This is a genomic window from Enterococcus sp. DIV1368d (genome assembly GCF_050542975.1).
Lineage (GTDB): Bacteria > Bacillota > Bacilli > Lactobacillales > Enterococcaceae > Enterococcus_D > Enterococcus_D casseliflavus.
The window spans coordinates 858,301-875,216 of sequence record NZ_CP172939.1 but is presented as its reverse complement, the minus strand read 5'-3'; the positions used below and the strand labels follow the sequence as shown (position 1 = coordinate 875,216).

Genomic DNA, 16,916 nt, shown 5'->3' with positions numbered 1-16,916 from the left:
AGTCTATAATGAAGCAAAGGAGTGTGAGGAAACAACTATGTCTTTATCAAAATATTCTTTGTCCACGATTCTTACTTACGGCATCGTCTTTTTTCTACCGATCGCCTTCGTCCCTAGCGGACATCAAGTAGCAGCAACAACGATCGGTTACTTAGCTGGTGCAGCGATCATGTTTTTCTTGTATTTCAGACAAACAGAACCGCTATCGTTTGAACACAAAAAAACCAAAGTCTCAGCGATTCTTATTTACGGGCTAACCGGCATTGTCGCAGCGATTTTGTTGCAAAATCTAGCCATCTTTATCGAATCCTTTTTCGGAGAAGTCAGCGCTTCGCAAAATACCGAAAACATCATTGCCATCGTGGTGCAAAACCCACTCTTTGCTCTCGCAGCAATGGTCGGTGGGCCAATTATGGAGGAATTTGTCTTCCGCAGAGCCTTAGTTGGCATCATTGGGAAATACAGCAATGTTTGGGTTGGTGTAGTTGTCAGCGCCGTAGCCTTTGCCTTTGCCCACAATGACAATCATCTCTTAGTCTATATTTTCTTAGGACTGTTCTTTTCTGGGCTTTATGCTTTGACCGGCAGTATTTGGACTTCCATGATCACCCATGTGGGAATGAACACTTTAGTTATTATTATTCAGTTATTGCTTCATTACGGCTATATCCAAATGCCCTAAAGAAAAAACGCTACGCAGAAATTTTGCGTAACGTTTTTTTCTTTAGACCTTCGTGCCATTGGACGCAATCACTTGCTGATACCATGCAAATGAATCTTTCTTCTGACGAGCAAGGGTTCCATTTCCTTCATTGTCTTTGTCCACATAGATCACACCATAGCGTTTCTTCATTTCCCCTGTCCCCGCAGAAACCAAGTCAATGATGCCCCACGGTGTATAACCTAATAAGTCAACGCCATCATAAGCTACTGCTTCTTTCATCATTTCGATATGGGCTTTTAGGTAGTCAATACGGTAGTCATCGTGGATCTGTCCATCCTCTTCCACCGTATCCACCGCACCAAAGCCATTTTCTACAATGAAAAGCGGCAATTCGTAGCGTTCGTTAAACCAGTTCAGGGCATAGCGCAAGCCTACGGGATCAATCTGCCAGCCCCATTCAGAAGCATCGACATAAGGATTGTCCACCAGATCTTGGCTCTCATCATAGTCATAGGTTGGATCATTCTCCTTGCCTTTGATCGCAAAAGACATATAGTAGCTAAAACCAATGTAGTCAACACAACCTTTTGCCAAAGCTGCTTCATCTTCAGGGGTGATATCTAAGTCAAATTGTTTTCTTTCAAAATAGCTGCGCATATAACTCGGATAGTGCCCACGGGCATGAACATCTGAAAACCAATAGCGCCGTTGCATGGCCACCGTAGCTGCCATCATGTCTTTGGGATCGCAAGAATACGGATAGATTGGGCACATCGCGATCATCGATCCGATTTGAAACGCAGGATTGATTGCATGTCCTAGCGCCACCGCTTTTGCACTGGCAACGAGCTCGTAATGAGCTGCTTGGTACATGACTTTTTCTCGGTCTTCTCCTTCCGTAAAGAACAGACCAGAATTGGTAAATGGCGCAAAATCTTCTTTATAGTTTGCTTGATTATTGATTTCATTGAAGGTCATCCAATACTTCACTTTCTTTTGATAGCGCGTAAAACAAACTTCTGCAAAGCGGACAAACAAATCGATCAACTTACGGTTACGCCAACCTCCGTATTCGGTCACTAAATGATAAGGCATTTCAAAGTGAGACAGGGTAATGACTGGCTCAATGCCATAGCGTAAACACTCATCGAATAATTGATCATAAAAGGCCAGGCCTTCCTCATTCAGCTCGCGCTCATCCCCCTTTGGAAAAATACGGGTCCAGGCAATCGATGTTCGGAAGCACTTCAACCCTAATTCGGCAAAAAGCTTGATGTCTTCAGGATACCGATGATAAAAATCGATCGCTTCATGATTGGGATAGCTTTCGCCCGGTTGGATCCCTTCCGTGATTCGGCGAGGAATTCCGTTGCCTCCGACAGTCATGACATCAGCGACACTCACGCCTTTTCCACCCGCACGATAGCCGCCTTCCAATTGGTGAGCAGCGACTGCGCCACCCCATAAAAAATCGCTTCTTAGTTTATTCATTTCTATTCAACCTGCTTCCTTGGTATTAAACGATCTCTGTTTCTTGTTTATAGTTCAAACTATCGACCTTACGAATGAAAGGATAGTAAATAAAGAAGCCGATTGCTAAAACAACAAATTGTAAGATAGCAGTCCGAATGCCACCTACTAGAAAACCTGAAATGATCGGCGGAGTCGTCCAGGGAACTTGCACAGCAGTAAATAGCGGTACGATACCGGTATAAAGTGCAAAATACGTGATCACGCCTGAAACCATCGGTGTCAAAATAAATGGTAATAACATGATTGGGTTCATGACGATCGGTGTCGCAAAAATAATTGGTTCATTGATATTAAAGAATGCCGGGATCAAGGAAAGACGTCCTAATTGTTTGAACTGCGCCGAACGGGCAAAAGCCACCATGTATAGCACGATCCCAATCGTCATTCCTGCGCCAGTTACCGTCATAAATTGATCCAAAAACTGCTGGGTCACGATGTGTCCGCCATTTTCTAATGTCAATGCTTTACCAGATTCAAGAATAGCCGTATTGGCTAGTGAATTGGCTTGTAAAATTGGTCCCATGATCCCGCCCACGATCGTCGAACCGTGAACCCCAAAGAACCACAAGAATGGCACTAAGAAGCCTAGCATCATTGCACCACCAAGGGAATCCGTCACCCCTTGCATTGGACTTTGAATCACGGTGTAGATCCATTCGACCACGGTTGTTTGAAAAACTTTATCAAAGAAAATATAAATGCCTAATGCGATGGTCGTCAAAACAGCGGCTGGAATCAATGCTGTAAATGAGTTTGCGACATTGGTGGGTACTTGCTCTGGCAGTTTGATTCGGATGTCGCGTTTCAAGAACCATGTATAGCCCCAACCCACAAAAAGTCCCACTAAGATGGCACTGATCATTCCTTGTCCACCGGTCCACGTCTTATCAATGACATTTGCGATGGTCACATTTGCTTCAGCATCCGTCACACTTGACTCCATAGTTAATAAGAAAATAACTAAACCAATCATTCCTGCAGGGAGTCCTTCGTAACCTTCTGCTTTTACATATGAATAGGCGATGCCCATTACGGCGAAAAAGGCCATAATTGCAAAAGAGGCGCCATAGGCTTGGTTGAAGTATTCACCTAAGCCGCTATTCGTTACCCAATCCGCAATCGACTGGACGGGAAAGTTTGCTAATAGCAGGAAAATCGATCCTACGATTGAAAAGGGCATCGTATAGAGCATACCGTTTCTTAATGCAGTGATTGCTTTCGTATTGACAAATTTTAATATTGGAGGTAATAATTTCTCATTGATCCATTCGTTCATCTCACATCACTCCTAAAATAAAATTCCATCCACTGGCCAGTGAATTCGCTTACAAATAAATCTTAATGGATAATATTCCCCTTGCCTATAGCTTTTCTAAGTTATGAAACATGTTCCAACAAAAAAAACAGCCGAAGCTGTTTTTTTACGATCACTTAGATTTGCTTGTAGACTTGATGGGCTAAAAGTTCGATCAGTGTAATCACTGGGACTTGCGTCGTCAGGTTCAAATCGACTTCTTTTCCCCCACTGACGACGGGCATATAGTAGGAAATATTGTAATCTGCCATTTGGGCGATCGTCGATTTTTCATCATTGGTGATGCTGAGTACTTTTGCCCCATACCGTTTGAAGTCCTCCGTTTGCTTGATCATTTGAATGGTTTCCCCCGAAACTGATAAAATGATCGCTAACGTATTTTCCATCCCACGAGGCGGTACTGGCAAAAAGGGATCGACGATGCTATAGGCATTGATGCCTAAATTAGCAAAATAGCGGCTGCCATAGGTGCCAAGAATGCCACTTGTGCCGATACCTGAAAACGCCACATGGCGTGCGGAAAGAATCAGTTCTACCGCTGGCTGGATAAACTTACGGTAATCTTCATTATTGACTTTTTTTAAGAATGTATTGACTTGGATCGTTGCATCATAGAAAAGATCAAACGCTCGTGCATCTTGTTCCTTTTTTTGACAGATCGCATACTTTAACTCTGAATACCCGCGATAGCCTAATTTCGTGATACATCGTAAAATCGTCGAGGTCGAGACATGGCATGCAGCTGACAATTCGCGGATCGTCAGTTGATCGATCTCTTCAAAATGCTGGACAATGTACTTATAAACAGCCATTTCAAGCTCGTTCAGACGCTTGATTTTTTCTTCATCAAACATACCTGCTGCCTCCACCCGACAATTTTATCCTTTGTTGATCGATTAGATTGCAAATAACTCCGTCGCTTTGTCAGGATCGGTATCATAGACTTCAAATGTTTCTCCAACACCTAGATCATGTTCTTTCATGGTGTTGACCATCGTTAAGTGCGCCAACTCTTTCAAGTTGTTTTCTTTACTTAAATGACCAAGATAGACCCGTTTGGTATTGTCGGTCAAGATATCCGTCATGACCAGAGCGCCATCTTCATTCGATAAGTGACCACGATCTCCAAGAATTCGCTGTTTGAGGCTCCATGGGTAAGGGCCCATTCGCAGCATTTCTAGGTCATGGTTGCTTTCCACAAGGTACGCATCGGCGCCTTTGATAATGCCTCGCACATGATCGCTGCAATAACCGGTGTCCGTCAACATCACGAATGATTTGCCGTCTTTATGGAAACGATAAAATTGCGGCGCTGCAGCATCGTGAGAGACGCCAAAGCTCTCAATGTCCAAGTCACCCAAGGTCAGCACTTTTCCCATTTCAAAGATATGTTTTTGTTCGACAGCGACGTTACCGATCATTGGATCCATCGCTTGCCATGTTTTTGTATTCGCATAGACATCAAGTTTGTATTTTCGCGCCATTACTCCGACACCGTGGATATGATCTCGATGTTCGTGGGTCACAAGAATGGCGTCCAAATCTTCTGGTTTACGCCCTACTTCATCCAATAATGAAGTGATCTTCTTGCCGCTCAAACCGGCATCCACTAAGATCCGCTTTTTATTGCTTTCGATATAGAGCGAATTTCCTGAGCTTCCGCTGGCTAGAATACTTACTTGAAAGGCATTTTCCTTCATCATGGTTTACGTGACGTCCTCTCTGGTTGTTTCAACGAGTTCCATTATACCCGCTTTTTTATGGATTTTCTACCTTTTGAACGGCATTATTCGTGATGATCCGATTGCTAAAGGCATTGACCGTTTCGATTTGGATGGTGTCATCGCCATCTAATTGGAACGCAATAAACCATGCAGGAATGTACACATTTTTTTCCCTAACCTTCAAAATCATCGTATAGGCTAATTCCGTCCAGAGAATTTTCGAGTGACTCGGCAGCTTGTTGTTTAGATAAAGCGTATTTACTGCTTCTTTTTCTGAATAGACCGTCATCTTTTCCCTTAGAGGCGTAATATTGGAGATATGTGTTTGCGTGTAACGAGCAATCTGCAATAGATCATCCGTTTGTTCTAAGGTGATATCGATTCGACTTGAGCTGTCATTGAAAGGAATGCCTTCATAGGATTGAACCGCCACCACGGTCGGATGATTGGCGTTCAAGACAGAGAGGTTTTCCAAATAGTCATATTCATCCCCAAACAGGACTTGATCTTTTCGTTGCAAAAAACCATTGACGGTTTCTTCCGTTTGGGAATCATCACTGATGTAAAAGCCATTGGTTGAGACATGGATCAACTGCTGCCCTTTGACCGTCGACCCTCTTTTGAACTGCGTATTGAGTTGCGGATTTCGTAGCTCCACATCAAAATCCGTCTGTTCACCGCTCAAATAATAGCCACTCAAGACCTCAGCTGATAATTCGCCAGAATACCGAATGTCCTCAGACTCGAGACGTTGTTCGATAGGAATCGTTTGGTTTGATTGTGAAACCATCTGATGCTCGCTGCGAGCCTCACTGTAAACATTGAATAAAAAGACGTTCAGACCAAGAAAAGCGAGGAAAAAAATCCATTCGATTCGTTTAAAATCCAATTAATTCTCCTCCGTTTCTGCTAATTTTGTCATTAATGCATCATAACTGATCCAAGACGAGTCATAATTGACATACCAAGCAGGCGTCAAATCAACGAGTGGTGCATCTTTGATCTCCCCCCATTGATAGCCAACGATGATCTGTTGTAATAATTCAGGATCAGCCCCTGCCGCAATCAGCTCATTTTTGACTGACAAACTAGAGGGCAATTCAATCTCGGTTTCAGAAGGAATCGGCACTTGAATCGCGTTCAAACTGGCAGAAATCGTCATTTCCCGACTGCCGGTCTGACCACTTTCTGAAAAAGCCACACTGATCACCCCTTGACCACCAGTACTAAAGACTGGATAGCCTTCAACGAAAACCCGATAATCCAAGTGCTTGTCTTGTTGATCAAAATAGCGGATCGTCCCAAAATTGTTGCCTAAACGAATAATATAATCCGCACTCAACATCGCCAGATCCGTTTCATCGGAACTGTCTGTGGTAGTTTCAAACTTGACTTGCTGCTGATCTTGCAAGACCGTCATGTTTTGCCCACCTTCATAATAGTAGGTATCGACACTTTCATCATTGATCTTGACGTTTTTAGGATTGCTGAAAAAAGCTTCTCGAAATAAGCTCTGAGATTGGGTCGAAGAATAGTAGCTGTATTTTTTCAGCTTGATCGAATCCTGCGTATAATATTGCTTGCTGGATCGTTCTTCATCTGCCACCATTGTCGTCCATTCCCGAGGGTTGTCTGCTAGTAAGTGTTTTACTTGGCTTTTGTCCCAGTCGATTTTGCCTCGCACCACTCGTTGATGGGTAAAATCAACAAATTGGATCGTGTTTTCTTCAAGATCAAACTGGATGCGAGAAAACGGAAAATCCTCTGTTTCACTTTCGTCCTCTAAGGACAGTTCTTTATCAAAGGTTTTCTCGTAATCTTTCAAGTAAAATGTCGTATAGTAGTTTAAGGATATTCCTTGATCGACCTCTTGGGCTTTCGAAAAAGCCTGTTCTTCACCATAGGTTCGCAGGGTCAAATCACTGATCGTTGCCTCGTTGATCACCTCTTGGATCTCTCGAATCACCGCTTCAGAGTTGGTTTCTTTGATATCCTCTTCATCATTCCATGTTAGATATAGGGGCAAAAACAAATCGCTTTTTTGTTTGTACGTTTGAACCGAAGGATTGACGCCAGTATCTGTTTCGGTGCTGGCATTGTTGAACCCGGTCGGATTTAGCCAAATCATATAGGAGAAATAAAAACTCAAGGCGATCATCACGATCAAACCTGCTCGAATGATTTTTTCTGAGATTCTCATACCCACCAATCCTCCTCATACGGTTCATACGGCAACATGATGTAAAATGTTGACCCGCGATTTTCTCGACTTTCCGCCCAAATCGCACCGCCATGAGCTTTGATGACTTCTCGTGAGATCGCCAATCCTAAGCCAGTACCTCCTTGCTGACGGGCACGAGCTTTGTCGACTCGGTAAAAACGATCAAAGATCTTCGTGAGATCTTTTTTCGGAATCCCTAGTCCTTGGTCATTGATGCTAAGTACGATGTTGTTATGGGTCTCCATCAATTTCACCGTAATGATCCCGCCATCTGGCGAATATTTGATGGCATTATTCATGATGTTATCGATCACTTGGATCATTTTATCGGTATCGACTTCCACCCATAATTCTCGTTTAGTGAACTCCCGACGAATCAAGTATTTTTTGCTTTCATTCGTCACCATCATGTCAAAACGATCCAACACGAAATTGACCATTTCATTGAAGTTGATGTATTCCAACTGCAGTTGCGAATTGCCGCTATCCATCCGCGACAGACTCAACAAGTCATTGATCATCCGAATCATTCGATCCGTTTCATCCAAGGTCACTTTCAAAAAGTTCGGCGCAATTTCTGGGTCTTTCCAAGCACCCTCACTCAACGCTTCGATGTAGCTGCGCATACTCGTTAATGGTGTCCGTAACTCATGAGAAACGTTGGAAACGAACTCTCGCCGTTCCTGTTCATTTTTTTCTTGCTCTGTAACATCGTGCATCACCGCAACTAACCCAGAAATAAAGCCAGACTCCCGACGAATCATGGAGAAATCGATGCGCAAAATCATATTTGTTCCCGTCAAATCATTGCTAGGACGCTCCAACAGCATGTCTTCAGGATTTTCCAAAAGCTTTCGTAACGTGTATTCTTCATCGATTTCCAATAACGTCAAAATCGACTGCCCGATCGCTTCTTCGTTGCTGACATTTAACAAGGACATCGCCATCTCATTGATGGTAATGACTTTGCCTCGTCGGTCGGTGGCAACAACGCCGTCTGTCATGTGAGACAAGACGCTGTCCAAGCGGTTTCGCTCAGATTCCATCGCCTCTTGAGTCTCTTCGATTCGTTCTCCTAGTTGATTAAAGGTCTCCGCCAGTTGCCCCAATTCATCTTTTCCATGAATCGCGACCTTGCGGCTATAATCTCCTTTGGCGATGCGAATCGCTTGTTCGCGCATCTCTCCGATCGGTTGGGTGATGGAACGAGAGACCAATAGTGCCACAATGATCGAAATCACTGCCGCAATCAGCGAGGCTGTCACAAAAATGACCGCAGTCGTACTGACTTCATTGTATTTTGACTCAAGATTGCTCCGTAAATAAAGGGTTCCTAAAACGGTATCCCCTGTCGGTGATTGGATCGACTGCACGATATTGAACACCCGCTGGCCGCTGGATTCATCATAGAGGACTTCACTGCGGTTCGTATCGTAATCACGGTAATCATTTTTTTCTCCCACCGAGCCACGATCATTGATATTGGTGGTTGCACGAATGATCCCTTGCTCATCCACCACCCGCATCTCCAAAATTTCCGATGAGTTGGTACTCGTTAAGATTCGATTCAAGGAAGCATTCATGGAATCCCAATCTAAACCGTCATCATTATCCATTCGACTCAATTCAGAGCCTAACGTTACCACTAACGTGCTGGCACGTGCCTCCATGTCGCGTTTGAAGGCATCGACCGTTGTTCTTTCCAATTCGCGAATAAAATACGCCCCGATAATCTGGATCGCAATCAATAAGATCAAGATAAAAGTCAGGGCGATTTTGAAGTTCACCGATTGAAAAAAGCGAACTTTATTTTTCATAGCTTATTCCTGTTCTGGGTTCCGCAAGTAATAGCCCACTCCGCGACGAGTAACCAAATAATTTGGATGGCTCGGGCTGTCTTCGATTTTTTCACGTAAACGACGCACCGTCACGTCAACGGTCCGAACATCACCAAAGTAGTCATAGCCCCAAACCGTTTGCAATAAATGCTCTCGGGTCATCACTTGACCAAGATGTTTTGCCAAGTAGTGCATCAATTCAAACTCTCGGTGCGTCAATTCGATGGCTGCACCATTTTTAGTGACCATGTACGCATCAGGATGAATGGTTAAATCACCAATCGTTAATTCGCTGTTAGCGTTATCGTCTGCTTCCTTCGCAGCTGCCGAGCCGCGACGCAGATTGGCTTTGACGCGGGCCACCAATTCCCGGTTTGAAAATGGTTTGGTTACATAATCGTCCGCACCAAGCTCGAGGCCTAGTACTTTATCGATTTCAGAATCTTTGGCTGTGACCATGATGATCGGCATGTCATGGGTTTTGCGCACTTCCCGTGCAACTTCCAACCCATCCATTTTTGGCAGCATCAAATCAAGCAAAATCAGATCAGGATCGACCTCGACTACTTTTTCTAATGCCTCTTCTCCATCATAGGCGGTATATACTTCATATCCTTCTTTGGTTAAATTAAATTTGACGATATCAGAAATTGGTTTCTCATCGTCCACGACTAGGATCTTTTTCAAAAATGTCACCTCAATTTTTTTTGGTTTCTTACTTATTATACATTATTTAAACGGGCTTTTCATCTTTCCCAAAAACCGCAGCCTCATTCTTAAGGAAAGCACAAAAAAAGAAAGGCACGGGGCCTTTCTTTTTTACTCTTCTAAAAGCTGGATACCGATCCCTAACAACCCAGGACCCGTGTGGACGACTAATGCGGGAGAGATTTGTCCAAATAAGATTTCTTTGACCTTAGGAAATTCGGCTTCTAATCGTGCTTTCATCTCTTTGGCTTCTTGCAGTGCATCACCTTGCGCCACAGCTAAACGCACATGGCGATGATCACCGATGAATTGCTTGATCAAGTCAACGGTTTTGTCCAAGCTTTTCTTCCGTCCACGAGATTTTGCGACCGTATAGTAGATCCCTTCTTCATTACAAGAGATAATTGGATTCAATTTCAAGGCATTGCCTAAGATGGATGCGACCAGACCGATGCGGCCGCCTTTTTGTAAATACTCTAAGGTAGCTACGTTGAAAAAGACTTTGTTTTTCGGCACTTCATTCGTTAATTGTGCCCGCAGTTCTTCCCAAGTCACGCCTTTTTCTAACAGTTCTGCTGCACGAATCGCTTGCAGCCCTGCACCGATTCCGATATTTTTCGTATCAAGCACGAAAACCTCAAGATCCGTCCGTTGTTCACCTAACAGGCGAACGACGTTAAACGTTCCGCTCAATCCGCTGGAGATGGTTACGGCAAAGACTTTCTCATACCCATCGGCTTTGATCCGATCAAAGATTTCCCCGATCGCAGCACCGTCAGGTAACGAGGTACTAGGGATCTCTTGCGGCAAGCGCTCGTAGATTTCTTCCGCAGTAATATCAACTTTATCGGTATAGGTCCGATCCTTGTAGATAATTTGCAATGGCAGCATATACATGCCGTATTGCTCCATGATCTGTGCGGGAACATCGGTACCTGAATCAACTAATAGGGCAATTTTCTCTTTATTCATGGGCTTCTCCTTTATGTGTGTCTAAATAAATGACTTCTAATTCAATCGTTTTTTCTGCCAATAGTTTGTTGGCAAAGGAACGCGTCGCACCTTTCATGGCTACTAATTCAATTGGGATCGGTTCCGACGTCATTTGTTCGGGTTCTCCCATCGCTTCTTTGCCGACAAGGTGGATCGCTTTTTCTTGTTCTTCACAAAATACATTGTAGGCATTTCTGATGCCGACAACTTTCCCTTGAAAAAGGATCCCCGTCTTTATTTCAGGAATCGTCAGCACTTGCTTCAGCATCGTGATCGCAATCAAAAATGCGAGATGCTTTTGATTGTAACGTTTCTTCTCTGGTGCTGGAATCATCCCTTTTTTGACATAATTATTGACCATGGAAGAGGTCAATAGCGGATGCTTTTCCGTTTGGATCACCGGCGATAAATATTGATCGATCAATGTGATCACCTGATCCATATACAGTTCCAGTGTTGGCAATTCTTCCCATCTCGGCAGATGGAATTTCAGCAATGAATTGCCCCAATTTTTCATGTCTACTTGTAATTTTTCCATGTCATCCTCCATTTTGACGAACAGAAGGTTAGATTATCACAAACTAATCATCTAGTTTTGATAACCAGATACATTTTATCACGGTTTTCTGAGTTTTTAAAGCAATCTGATCAATCTTTTAATAATTTCCTATCATTTGAATTTGGGAAACAAATGGTGTTTTATTAAGATAACGCCAGTTTTTCAACTGAAAAAAGCGCATATTTTTTTCAAAAGAATGATTGATTTTTCAACAACGGAGTGCTAAGATAATGAAGTACTTTTGGTACGGGCCGTTAGCTCAGTTGGTAGAGCAGCTGACTCTTAATCACCTGCCCTCTTATGTAGAGGTGTGTTTATAAACGTTGATTTATAGAGGTTTTAATGAGGTTTACTTAGTTGATAATCTTCAAGCCTTTTAATTGCCAACAATTTGCCAACAAAATGACAGACTTTTTTTAATAGTAATCGTTTAAAGACTTGCCAGTTAATTTTGATCAAGTCTTTTTTTGTTATTTATTTTTTGAATCCAAATGTATTTGCTAAATTTTCTGCAGAAGCATATTTGAAACTTGGATCAAGGTGTGCGTAAAGATTAGCAGTTGTCGTATAAGAGGCATGGCCAAGCCACTCTTGCACCTTCTTCATGTGCTCACCATTTCCAATCATTATAGAAGCTGTTGTATGTCTCAAATCGTGGAATCGTATCCTTTTTATATTGTTTCTCTTGATTACCTTCGCAAATCGTTTGGAAACGAAATCTGGTCTTATGATATTGCCATTTTCCATGGTAAAGAGATAATCGTCGTCTTCGTAATTATATTCAGCTCCGAAAAGCTTTTTATTTTTTTCCTTCCACCACGCTAATTTCACTAACTCCTCTTCAACTGTTTCTATTAAAGGAACAGAACGATAGCTGGAAGCATTTTTAGTTCTGTCTTCTTTAAGAACGGTTGTTAAGTCTTCTTTATTTTCCAAAACTACGTGTTTAATGGTAATCGTCTTATTCACAAAATCAATCGCATCCCATTTAAGCCCTAAAACTTCACTTCTTCTAAATCCATAAAATACTGTTAATAGAATTATTGGATAGAGCTTCTCACCTTTAAATAGTTGAAGTAGTTTTAGCACATCATCCTTTGTGTAAAAGTTTGGCACGAAGGAGTCCTTTTTTGGTCTACGTACACGATCAGCAATATTTTTATCTATCTGTTCTGTCATAAAAGCTTCCTGTAAAGCTTTTCTAATAAAAGCGTGATAGTGTAGAGCAGTATTTCCAGTGCACCCATCGTCTAATATTTTTTGATAGAACCTTTGCAAGTGGACCGGTTTTAAGTCAGATAACATAATTCCACTTGGTCCAAAATAATCTTTTATCCTAATATCGATGTAACGTTTATAACTAAAATAAGACGTTTTTGACAGTTGTGTTTTAGCAGTTTCAAGATAACTATATAGGTAATCGACAAAAGGCGTTTCGGTTCTTTCCAGTTTTAAAACAAGATAATCCTCTTGTTTCATAGCAATTTCTTGCTCGATCTCAGATATAAATTGTTCTTTTATTCTTTCAGCTCTTTTTTTATTTCCTTTCATTTTTAGTTTGGTATCTCTCCATCGTTGAGAAGTTTTTCCAAAATCATCTTTTATTGTAACGACAACTTGGAGAGTTCCTCGTTTTTCTACAATATTCGCTCGTAATTTCAATTCAAATCCTCCTAAAAATGAAAAAAGCAAGCTATGGAAAACGCAATTCTAACATCTTTATTATACCATAGCCTGCGTATGCTCATCTGCCACATTTTGGGCATCTTGTAAGTATTCGATCACACACTTTTTAGGAATCTTGTAGTTGCTGCCTATCTTGACATGTTTTATCTTGTTCGATTTTAGTAGCCCATAAGCTTTATTTCTCCCTATCCCTCCTAACATTTCTCTCAATTCATTTATTCCAACCAGATCTTTATAGTTCTCAAACATGACGTCATAAATGTTTCGCTCCATTTTTACCTCCTAAAAAAAACCATAGATTATTGTTGCCAACATTTTAAAATAGTGATACTATATCAAAGTAATAAATTTTGGGCCATTAGCTTAGTTGGTAGAGCACTTGACTCTTAATCAAGGTGTCGAAGGTTCGAGTCCTTCATGGCCCATTGGGTGCCAAACCCACGGAACAGGTAAATGTTGGTGCGAAAGCATTTCGAAAACATTTATGCTGTTCTTTTTTTATTTTAAACATTTTCTAAACCACCTTGGAAAAGGTACACAGGAGTCTCCTCCTCCCCCTGTTCGTCAGCGGGACGCTTACGTGAGTATCATTATCTTCAACAATTATCTCTTTGCCTAAAGTTTCCATGCTTTAGTCGCAACTTTTGGTTTATCGCTCCTTCAAATCTAAGAGATCTTGGCGCCAAAAGTTGCCTGCTACTTAATCACTGAAAAGAATTTAGAAAATGGGCTATTTGGTTATCAATGAGCAATAAAAGAACGAAAGCGTTCCTTTCTAAAATAGTTTTACCAAATTTTTTTCAGAATATATATAAGTACAGGCTAGAATGACACATATTGAAAAGTAGTTGATCCGAAACACAAAGACTAGTGATTCTAAAAGAACAGTATGTCTCCTTCCTTCAATTAATTGTTAGTGATTGAAGACACCACTGGATTCATTTATCGTTCATTTTGATTTTCTTCTATATTGATAATAGCCCCTATATACTCGCTCAACATTAACATGAGTATCATCGTGCATCCTCTTAAGATAGTTGCTTTGCAAATTACTATAAGATATTGATATTAGCTTTTCTTTCACCAAGTATTCATAAATAGTTTTTGATCTAGTTGGGATACCTTTTTCTTTTAAAAAAGAAGCTATATATAACGAAATAATGTCATAATTATTCTTATATTTTTGGTAATCATTCTCTCTTACATATTCTTCATAAACTCTCTCTTGTGAAACTTTCTTGTCGTATTCAAATCTTTGATTCTTTAACAGAACATATTCTTTTGATAAAGCAACAATTTCATCCATGATTTCTATTAGACGAGCTTCTATTTCTCTACTTCCCATATCACTTTCACCTCTAAATAGTTAGGCTGTGCTCTTTCCAAGAATTAAAATAGTTTTGTCTATATTCTTTTGGAGATAACCCGGTTTCCTTTTTAAAAAAAATAGTAAATGCACTGGCGTTAAAGAAACCAGCTTTCTCACCAATCTCAAAAATTTTTTCATCTGTCGATTCCAACAAATTTTTCGCTAACGTAATTTTGATATCATTAATTAAATCCTGAGGCACTTTATTTAATTTGTTCATACAAAAACGATTTAAAGTTGGTTTGGACATGTGCATAAACTCTGCCAAGTCACTAACGGTCACATTTCCAGATAAATTCTCTTGTATGAATGCTATTAACTTAAATATTTCAAAGTATTCTTTTAGCGTAGAAAGATTCAATCGAAATGTCTTTCTTATTATCATTTCGATAGCGGGATTCACTACATACGTTCGATCTCTCGTTTCAAACCTTGTAAAAAGTAACTGAATTAAGCTAGATAACTCTTGATTGATTATCAGATCAATCTTTTGAATATAATTTGAAGAAGGCTTACAAAATAAATTCAACTCGACAATAATGATTTGATTCATTAAGCTCTGCGAAATGTAATGGAAGATCATATGTGATTCTATCAGAATTATTTCTACCTCAGATTTCTCCATATACAGTCCTTTCTTCGTCAACAGGATAGCCCAACCATTTGCGCCATGATCATTTGGAGAATAGTTATTACCATTTGTATAATAGATATTTTTGATTTCTATCATTCTTTTCACCCTCCTACTTTATGCTACTCACTTTATTTGTAAAAGTTGTCATATTCTGTACGTATTCATCAACTTCTTAATTCACTTTTATCATAAAGTATAAATAAGTAAAACGTTTTCAAATAATAATGATTAAAACCGCAAAATTATTGATTCAAATTACAAATTATTATTATCACTTCTAAATATTTCAATCCATCAATGCTAAATTATCAGCATATAATTTTTCTTTTTAAGCGATTCAATATACAATCCAAATTTCAGTAAAATATATCACTTATTAAGAAATAACACCGATAAAAAACTCTATAAACGAATTAAAAATAACTATTTAATATAAATAACAAAATTTCATATCTTCTCACGAAGTCCTGCCAAAATACTTTTTAATAATCAAAATGTCACCTAACTTTTTCGAACGCCTAACCTCCTCTTTATAAGTGTTAATTGATGCCTTTGGAGACACAGATCCTAATTTTTTCTTTTTACTTATTTATTGAACTTCTTTAACCTTTATATGGCGGTTTTCGAGTAAACCTTCAAAATTTTCTAACCTAATAAGAAAAAGTCATCACTAATGCGATGATTTATCCTGATCCCAATAGAAAAATAATAGATAAGAATACCCATACAAAAGAAATATTACTAGTTTCCTACGGATTTGAATCATATGAGTAATTGAGAACCAGGCCCTTTCTTGATCATCAATTGTTCAATGTGGAAAAGCAAAAAATCTGGGCCAGATTGATGTTCAATCTGACACAGATTTTATTTTGCACAACTAATCAATCTTTAATGACTAAGGTTTTTTTAATCATGTATTAAAATTAAATCTACTCATTATTACATATCTAGGAAAATCTTTCCCTTACTGAAAAAGCTATTCCTGCATTAATTGTAAAGTCCTTGTTTATGCTTTATGAAATCAAGAAATATAAAATTTTGAGTCCACGCTAAGCAAAGTCCCATTTTAAAATGTTCTTAGTTTACATTTCATATTCTTCCACCACTAACTTTCAAGAAAATAATTATTTCCTCTTTCTACTGATATCAAGAGATATTAAATATCATTGAATTTTCCGTTTTCATGCTTAAATTATAGCCACATAACTCTTTGAAATAGGTTCGATAATCATTCTCGGTGATTCGAATGATTTCATTACTTGAAAATTCTTGAATTTTACACAATTCCACTAAAAGATTCAACTTTGCATCAATCCCCAGTATTTCTGGAAGATCTTGCCAAAATGTTGTTTTTGAAATATTATCAGTCAGCTCTATCAGTCTAACTATCTGTTTATTGATATACTCTCGAATTTCTTCTGTATCTCTGCGAGACTCATCCAATTCTTGCCAGAAATAGTTAGTATAATCTTTTTCTGTTGTGAATAGAAGCATGTTTATTTTCCTTTCCAAACATTTAAATGTTATATTTGGTACATTCTAGCTACGCATTATTTTAATTCTTTTCACTGCCATCATTATGGTCTGTATCCTTTTAAAGAAACTATACATGACTAAAAATATTTTTTTCGTACAGTAATCAGGTGGATATCATATACCCTTAGACATGTAA

The 16,916-nt window shown here is 39.8% G+C and carries 16 protein-coding genes and 1 tRNA gene; 2 read left to right on the top strand and 15 right to left on the bottom strand.

All coding sequences use genetic code 11. The features are described from left to right. The first annotated feature begins 37 nt into the window (after positions 1-37). The gene (locus IGJ44_RS04150; protein ID WP_074536544.1) at positions 38-682 is read left to right on the top strand and encodes a CPBP family intramembrane glutamic endopeptidase; all 645 of its coding nucleotides are present in this window, start codon (positions 38-40) and stop codon (positions 680-682) included. A 42-nt stretch (positions 683-724) separates the two neighbouring features. Here the strand turns inward: IGJ44_RS04150 and IGJ44_RS04145 are convergent, their stop codons facing one another. The 12 genes from IGJ44_RS04145 to IGJ44_RS04090 form a co-directional block, all read right to left on the bottom strand. After that, on the bottom strand, positions 725-2,155 hold the full coding sequence (locus tag IGJ44_RS04145) for a 6-phospho-beta-glucosidase (protein WP_074536545.1): 1,431 nt from the start codon (positions 2,153-2,155) through the stop codon (positions 725-727). Positions 2,156-2,180: 25 nt separating this feature from the next. Beyond that, positions 2,181-3,473, bottom strand: a complete 1,293-nt coding sequence (locus IGJ44_RS04140) for a PTS sugar transporter subunit IIC (protein WP_074536546.1) — start codon at positions 3,471-3,473, stop codon at positions 2,181-2,183. A gap of 155 nt (positions 3,474-3,628) precedes the next feature. Further along, positions 3,629-4,366, bottom strand: coding sequence for a MurR/RpiR family transcriptional regulator (locus tag IGJ44_RS04135; protein ID WP_010747610.1), 738 nt, complete (start codon positions 4,364-4,366; stop codon positions 3,629-3,631). Between the two features lie 42 nt (positions 4,367-4,408). Then, a complete protein-coding gene (locus IGJ44_RS04130; RefSeq protein ID WP_167827194.1) occupies positions 4,409-5,215 on the bottom strand; it encodes an MBL fold metallo-hydrolase in 807 nt (268 codons plus the stop codon). 55 nt (positions 5,216-5,270) lie between these two features. Next, positions 5,271-6,125 (bottom strand): two-component system regulatory protein YycI, encoded by an 855-nt coding sequence (locus tag IGJ44_RS04125; protein WP_167827195.1) that lies wholly within the window; start codon positions 6,123-6,125, stop codon positions 5,271-5,273. Beyond that, positions 6,126-7,436, bottom strand: a complete 1,311-nt coding sequence (locus IGJ44_RS04120; RefSeq protein ID WP_167827196.1) for a YycH family regulatory protein — start codon at positions 7,434-7,436, stop codon at positions 6,126-6,128. After that, on the bottom strand, positions 7,433-9,274 hold the full coding sequence (gene walK, locus IGJ44_RS04115; protein ID WP_005225283.1) for a cell wall metabolism sensor histidine kinase WalK: 1,842 nt from the start codon (positions 9,272-9,274) through the stop codon (positions 7,433-7,435). Before walK ends, IGJ44_RS04120 begins: the two co-directional genes overlap by 4 nt. 3 nt (positions 9,275-9,277) lie before the next feature. Further along, entirely contained in the window at positions 9,278-9,982 is a 705-nt protein-coding gene (gene yycF, locus IGJ44_RS04110; RefSeq protein WP_430606163.1) for a response regulator YycF, read from the bottom strand. Between the two features lie 132 nt (positions 9,983-10,114). Further along, positions 10,115-10,975 (bottom strand): DegV family protein, encoded by an 861-nt coding sequence (locus IGJ44_RS04105; RefSeq protein ID WP_005225280.1) that lies wholly within the window; start codon positions 10,973-10,975, stop codon positions 10,115-10,117. Then, positions 10,968-11,534, bottom strand: coding sequence for a DUF1836 domain-containing protein (locus tag IGJ44_RS04100; protein ID WP_167827197.1), 567 nt, complete (start codon positions 11,532-11,534; stop codon positions 10,968-10,970). Before IGJ44_RS04100 ends, IGJ44_RS04105 begins: the two co-directional genes overlap by 8 nt. Before the next feature lie 495 nt (positions 11,535-12,029). Beyond that, a complete protein-coding gene (locus tag IGJ44_RS04095) occupies positions 12,030-13,217 on the bottom strand; it encodes a tyrosine-type recombinase/integrase (RefSeq protein WP_223597470.1) in 1,188 nt (395 codons plus the stop codon). A gap of 60 nt (positions 13,218-13,277) precedes the next feature. Then, positions 13,278-13,514 (bottom strand): helix-turn-helix domain-containing protein, encoded by a 237-nt coding sequence (locus IGJ44_RS04090; RefSeq protein ID WP_074536550.1) that lies wholly within the window; start codon positions 13,512-13,514, stop codon positions 13,278-13,280. A gap of 79 nt (positions 13,515-13,593) precedes the next feature. On the opposite strand from IGJ44_RS04090, the gene IGJ44_RS04085 reads away from it, so the two are divergent. Continuing rightward, positions 13,594-13,666 (top strand) — tRNA-Lys (locus IGJ44_RS04085). A gap of 524 nt (positions 13,667-14,190) precedes the next feature. Here the strand turns inward: IGJ44_RS04085 and IGJ44_RS04080 are convergent. From IGJ44_RS04080 to IGJ44_RS04070, 3 genes are all read right to left on the bottom strand, one after another. After that, positions 14,191-14,586 carry a hypothetical protein gene (locus tag IGJ44_RS04080; RefSeq protein WP_074536551.1) on the bottom strand — a complete coding sequence of 132 codons (396 nt, stop codon included), beginning with the start codon at positions 14,584-14,586 and terminating at the stop codon, positions 14,191-14,193. A gap of 13 nt (positions 14,587-14,599) precedes the next feature. Beyond that, the gene (locus IGJ44_RS04075; RefSeq protein WP_074536552.1) at positions 14,600-15,340 is read right to left on the bottom strand and encodes a helix-turn-helix domain-containing protein; all 741 of its coding nucleotides are present in this window, start codon (positions 15,338-15,340) and stop codon (positions 14,600-14,602) included. Positions 15,341-16,390: 1,050 nt separating this feature from the next. Continuing rightward, on the bottom strand, positions 16,391-16,738 hold the full coding sequence (locus tag IGJ44_RS04070) for a DUF7006 family protein (RefSeq protein ID WP_074536553.1): 348 nt from the start codon (positions 16,736-16,738) through the stop codon (positions 16,391-16,393). Positions 16,739-16,916 lie beyond the last annotated feature (178 nt).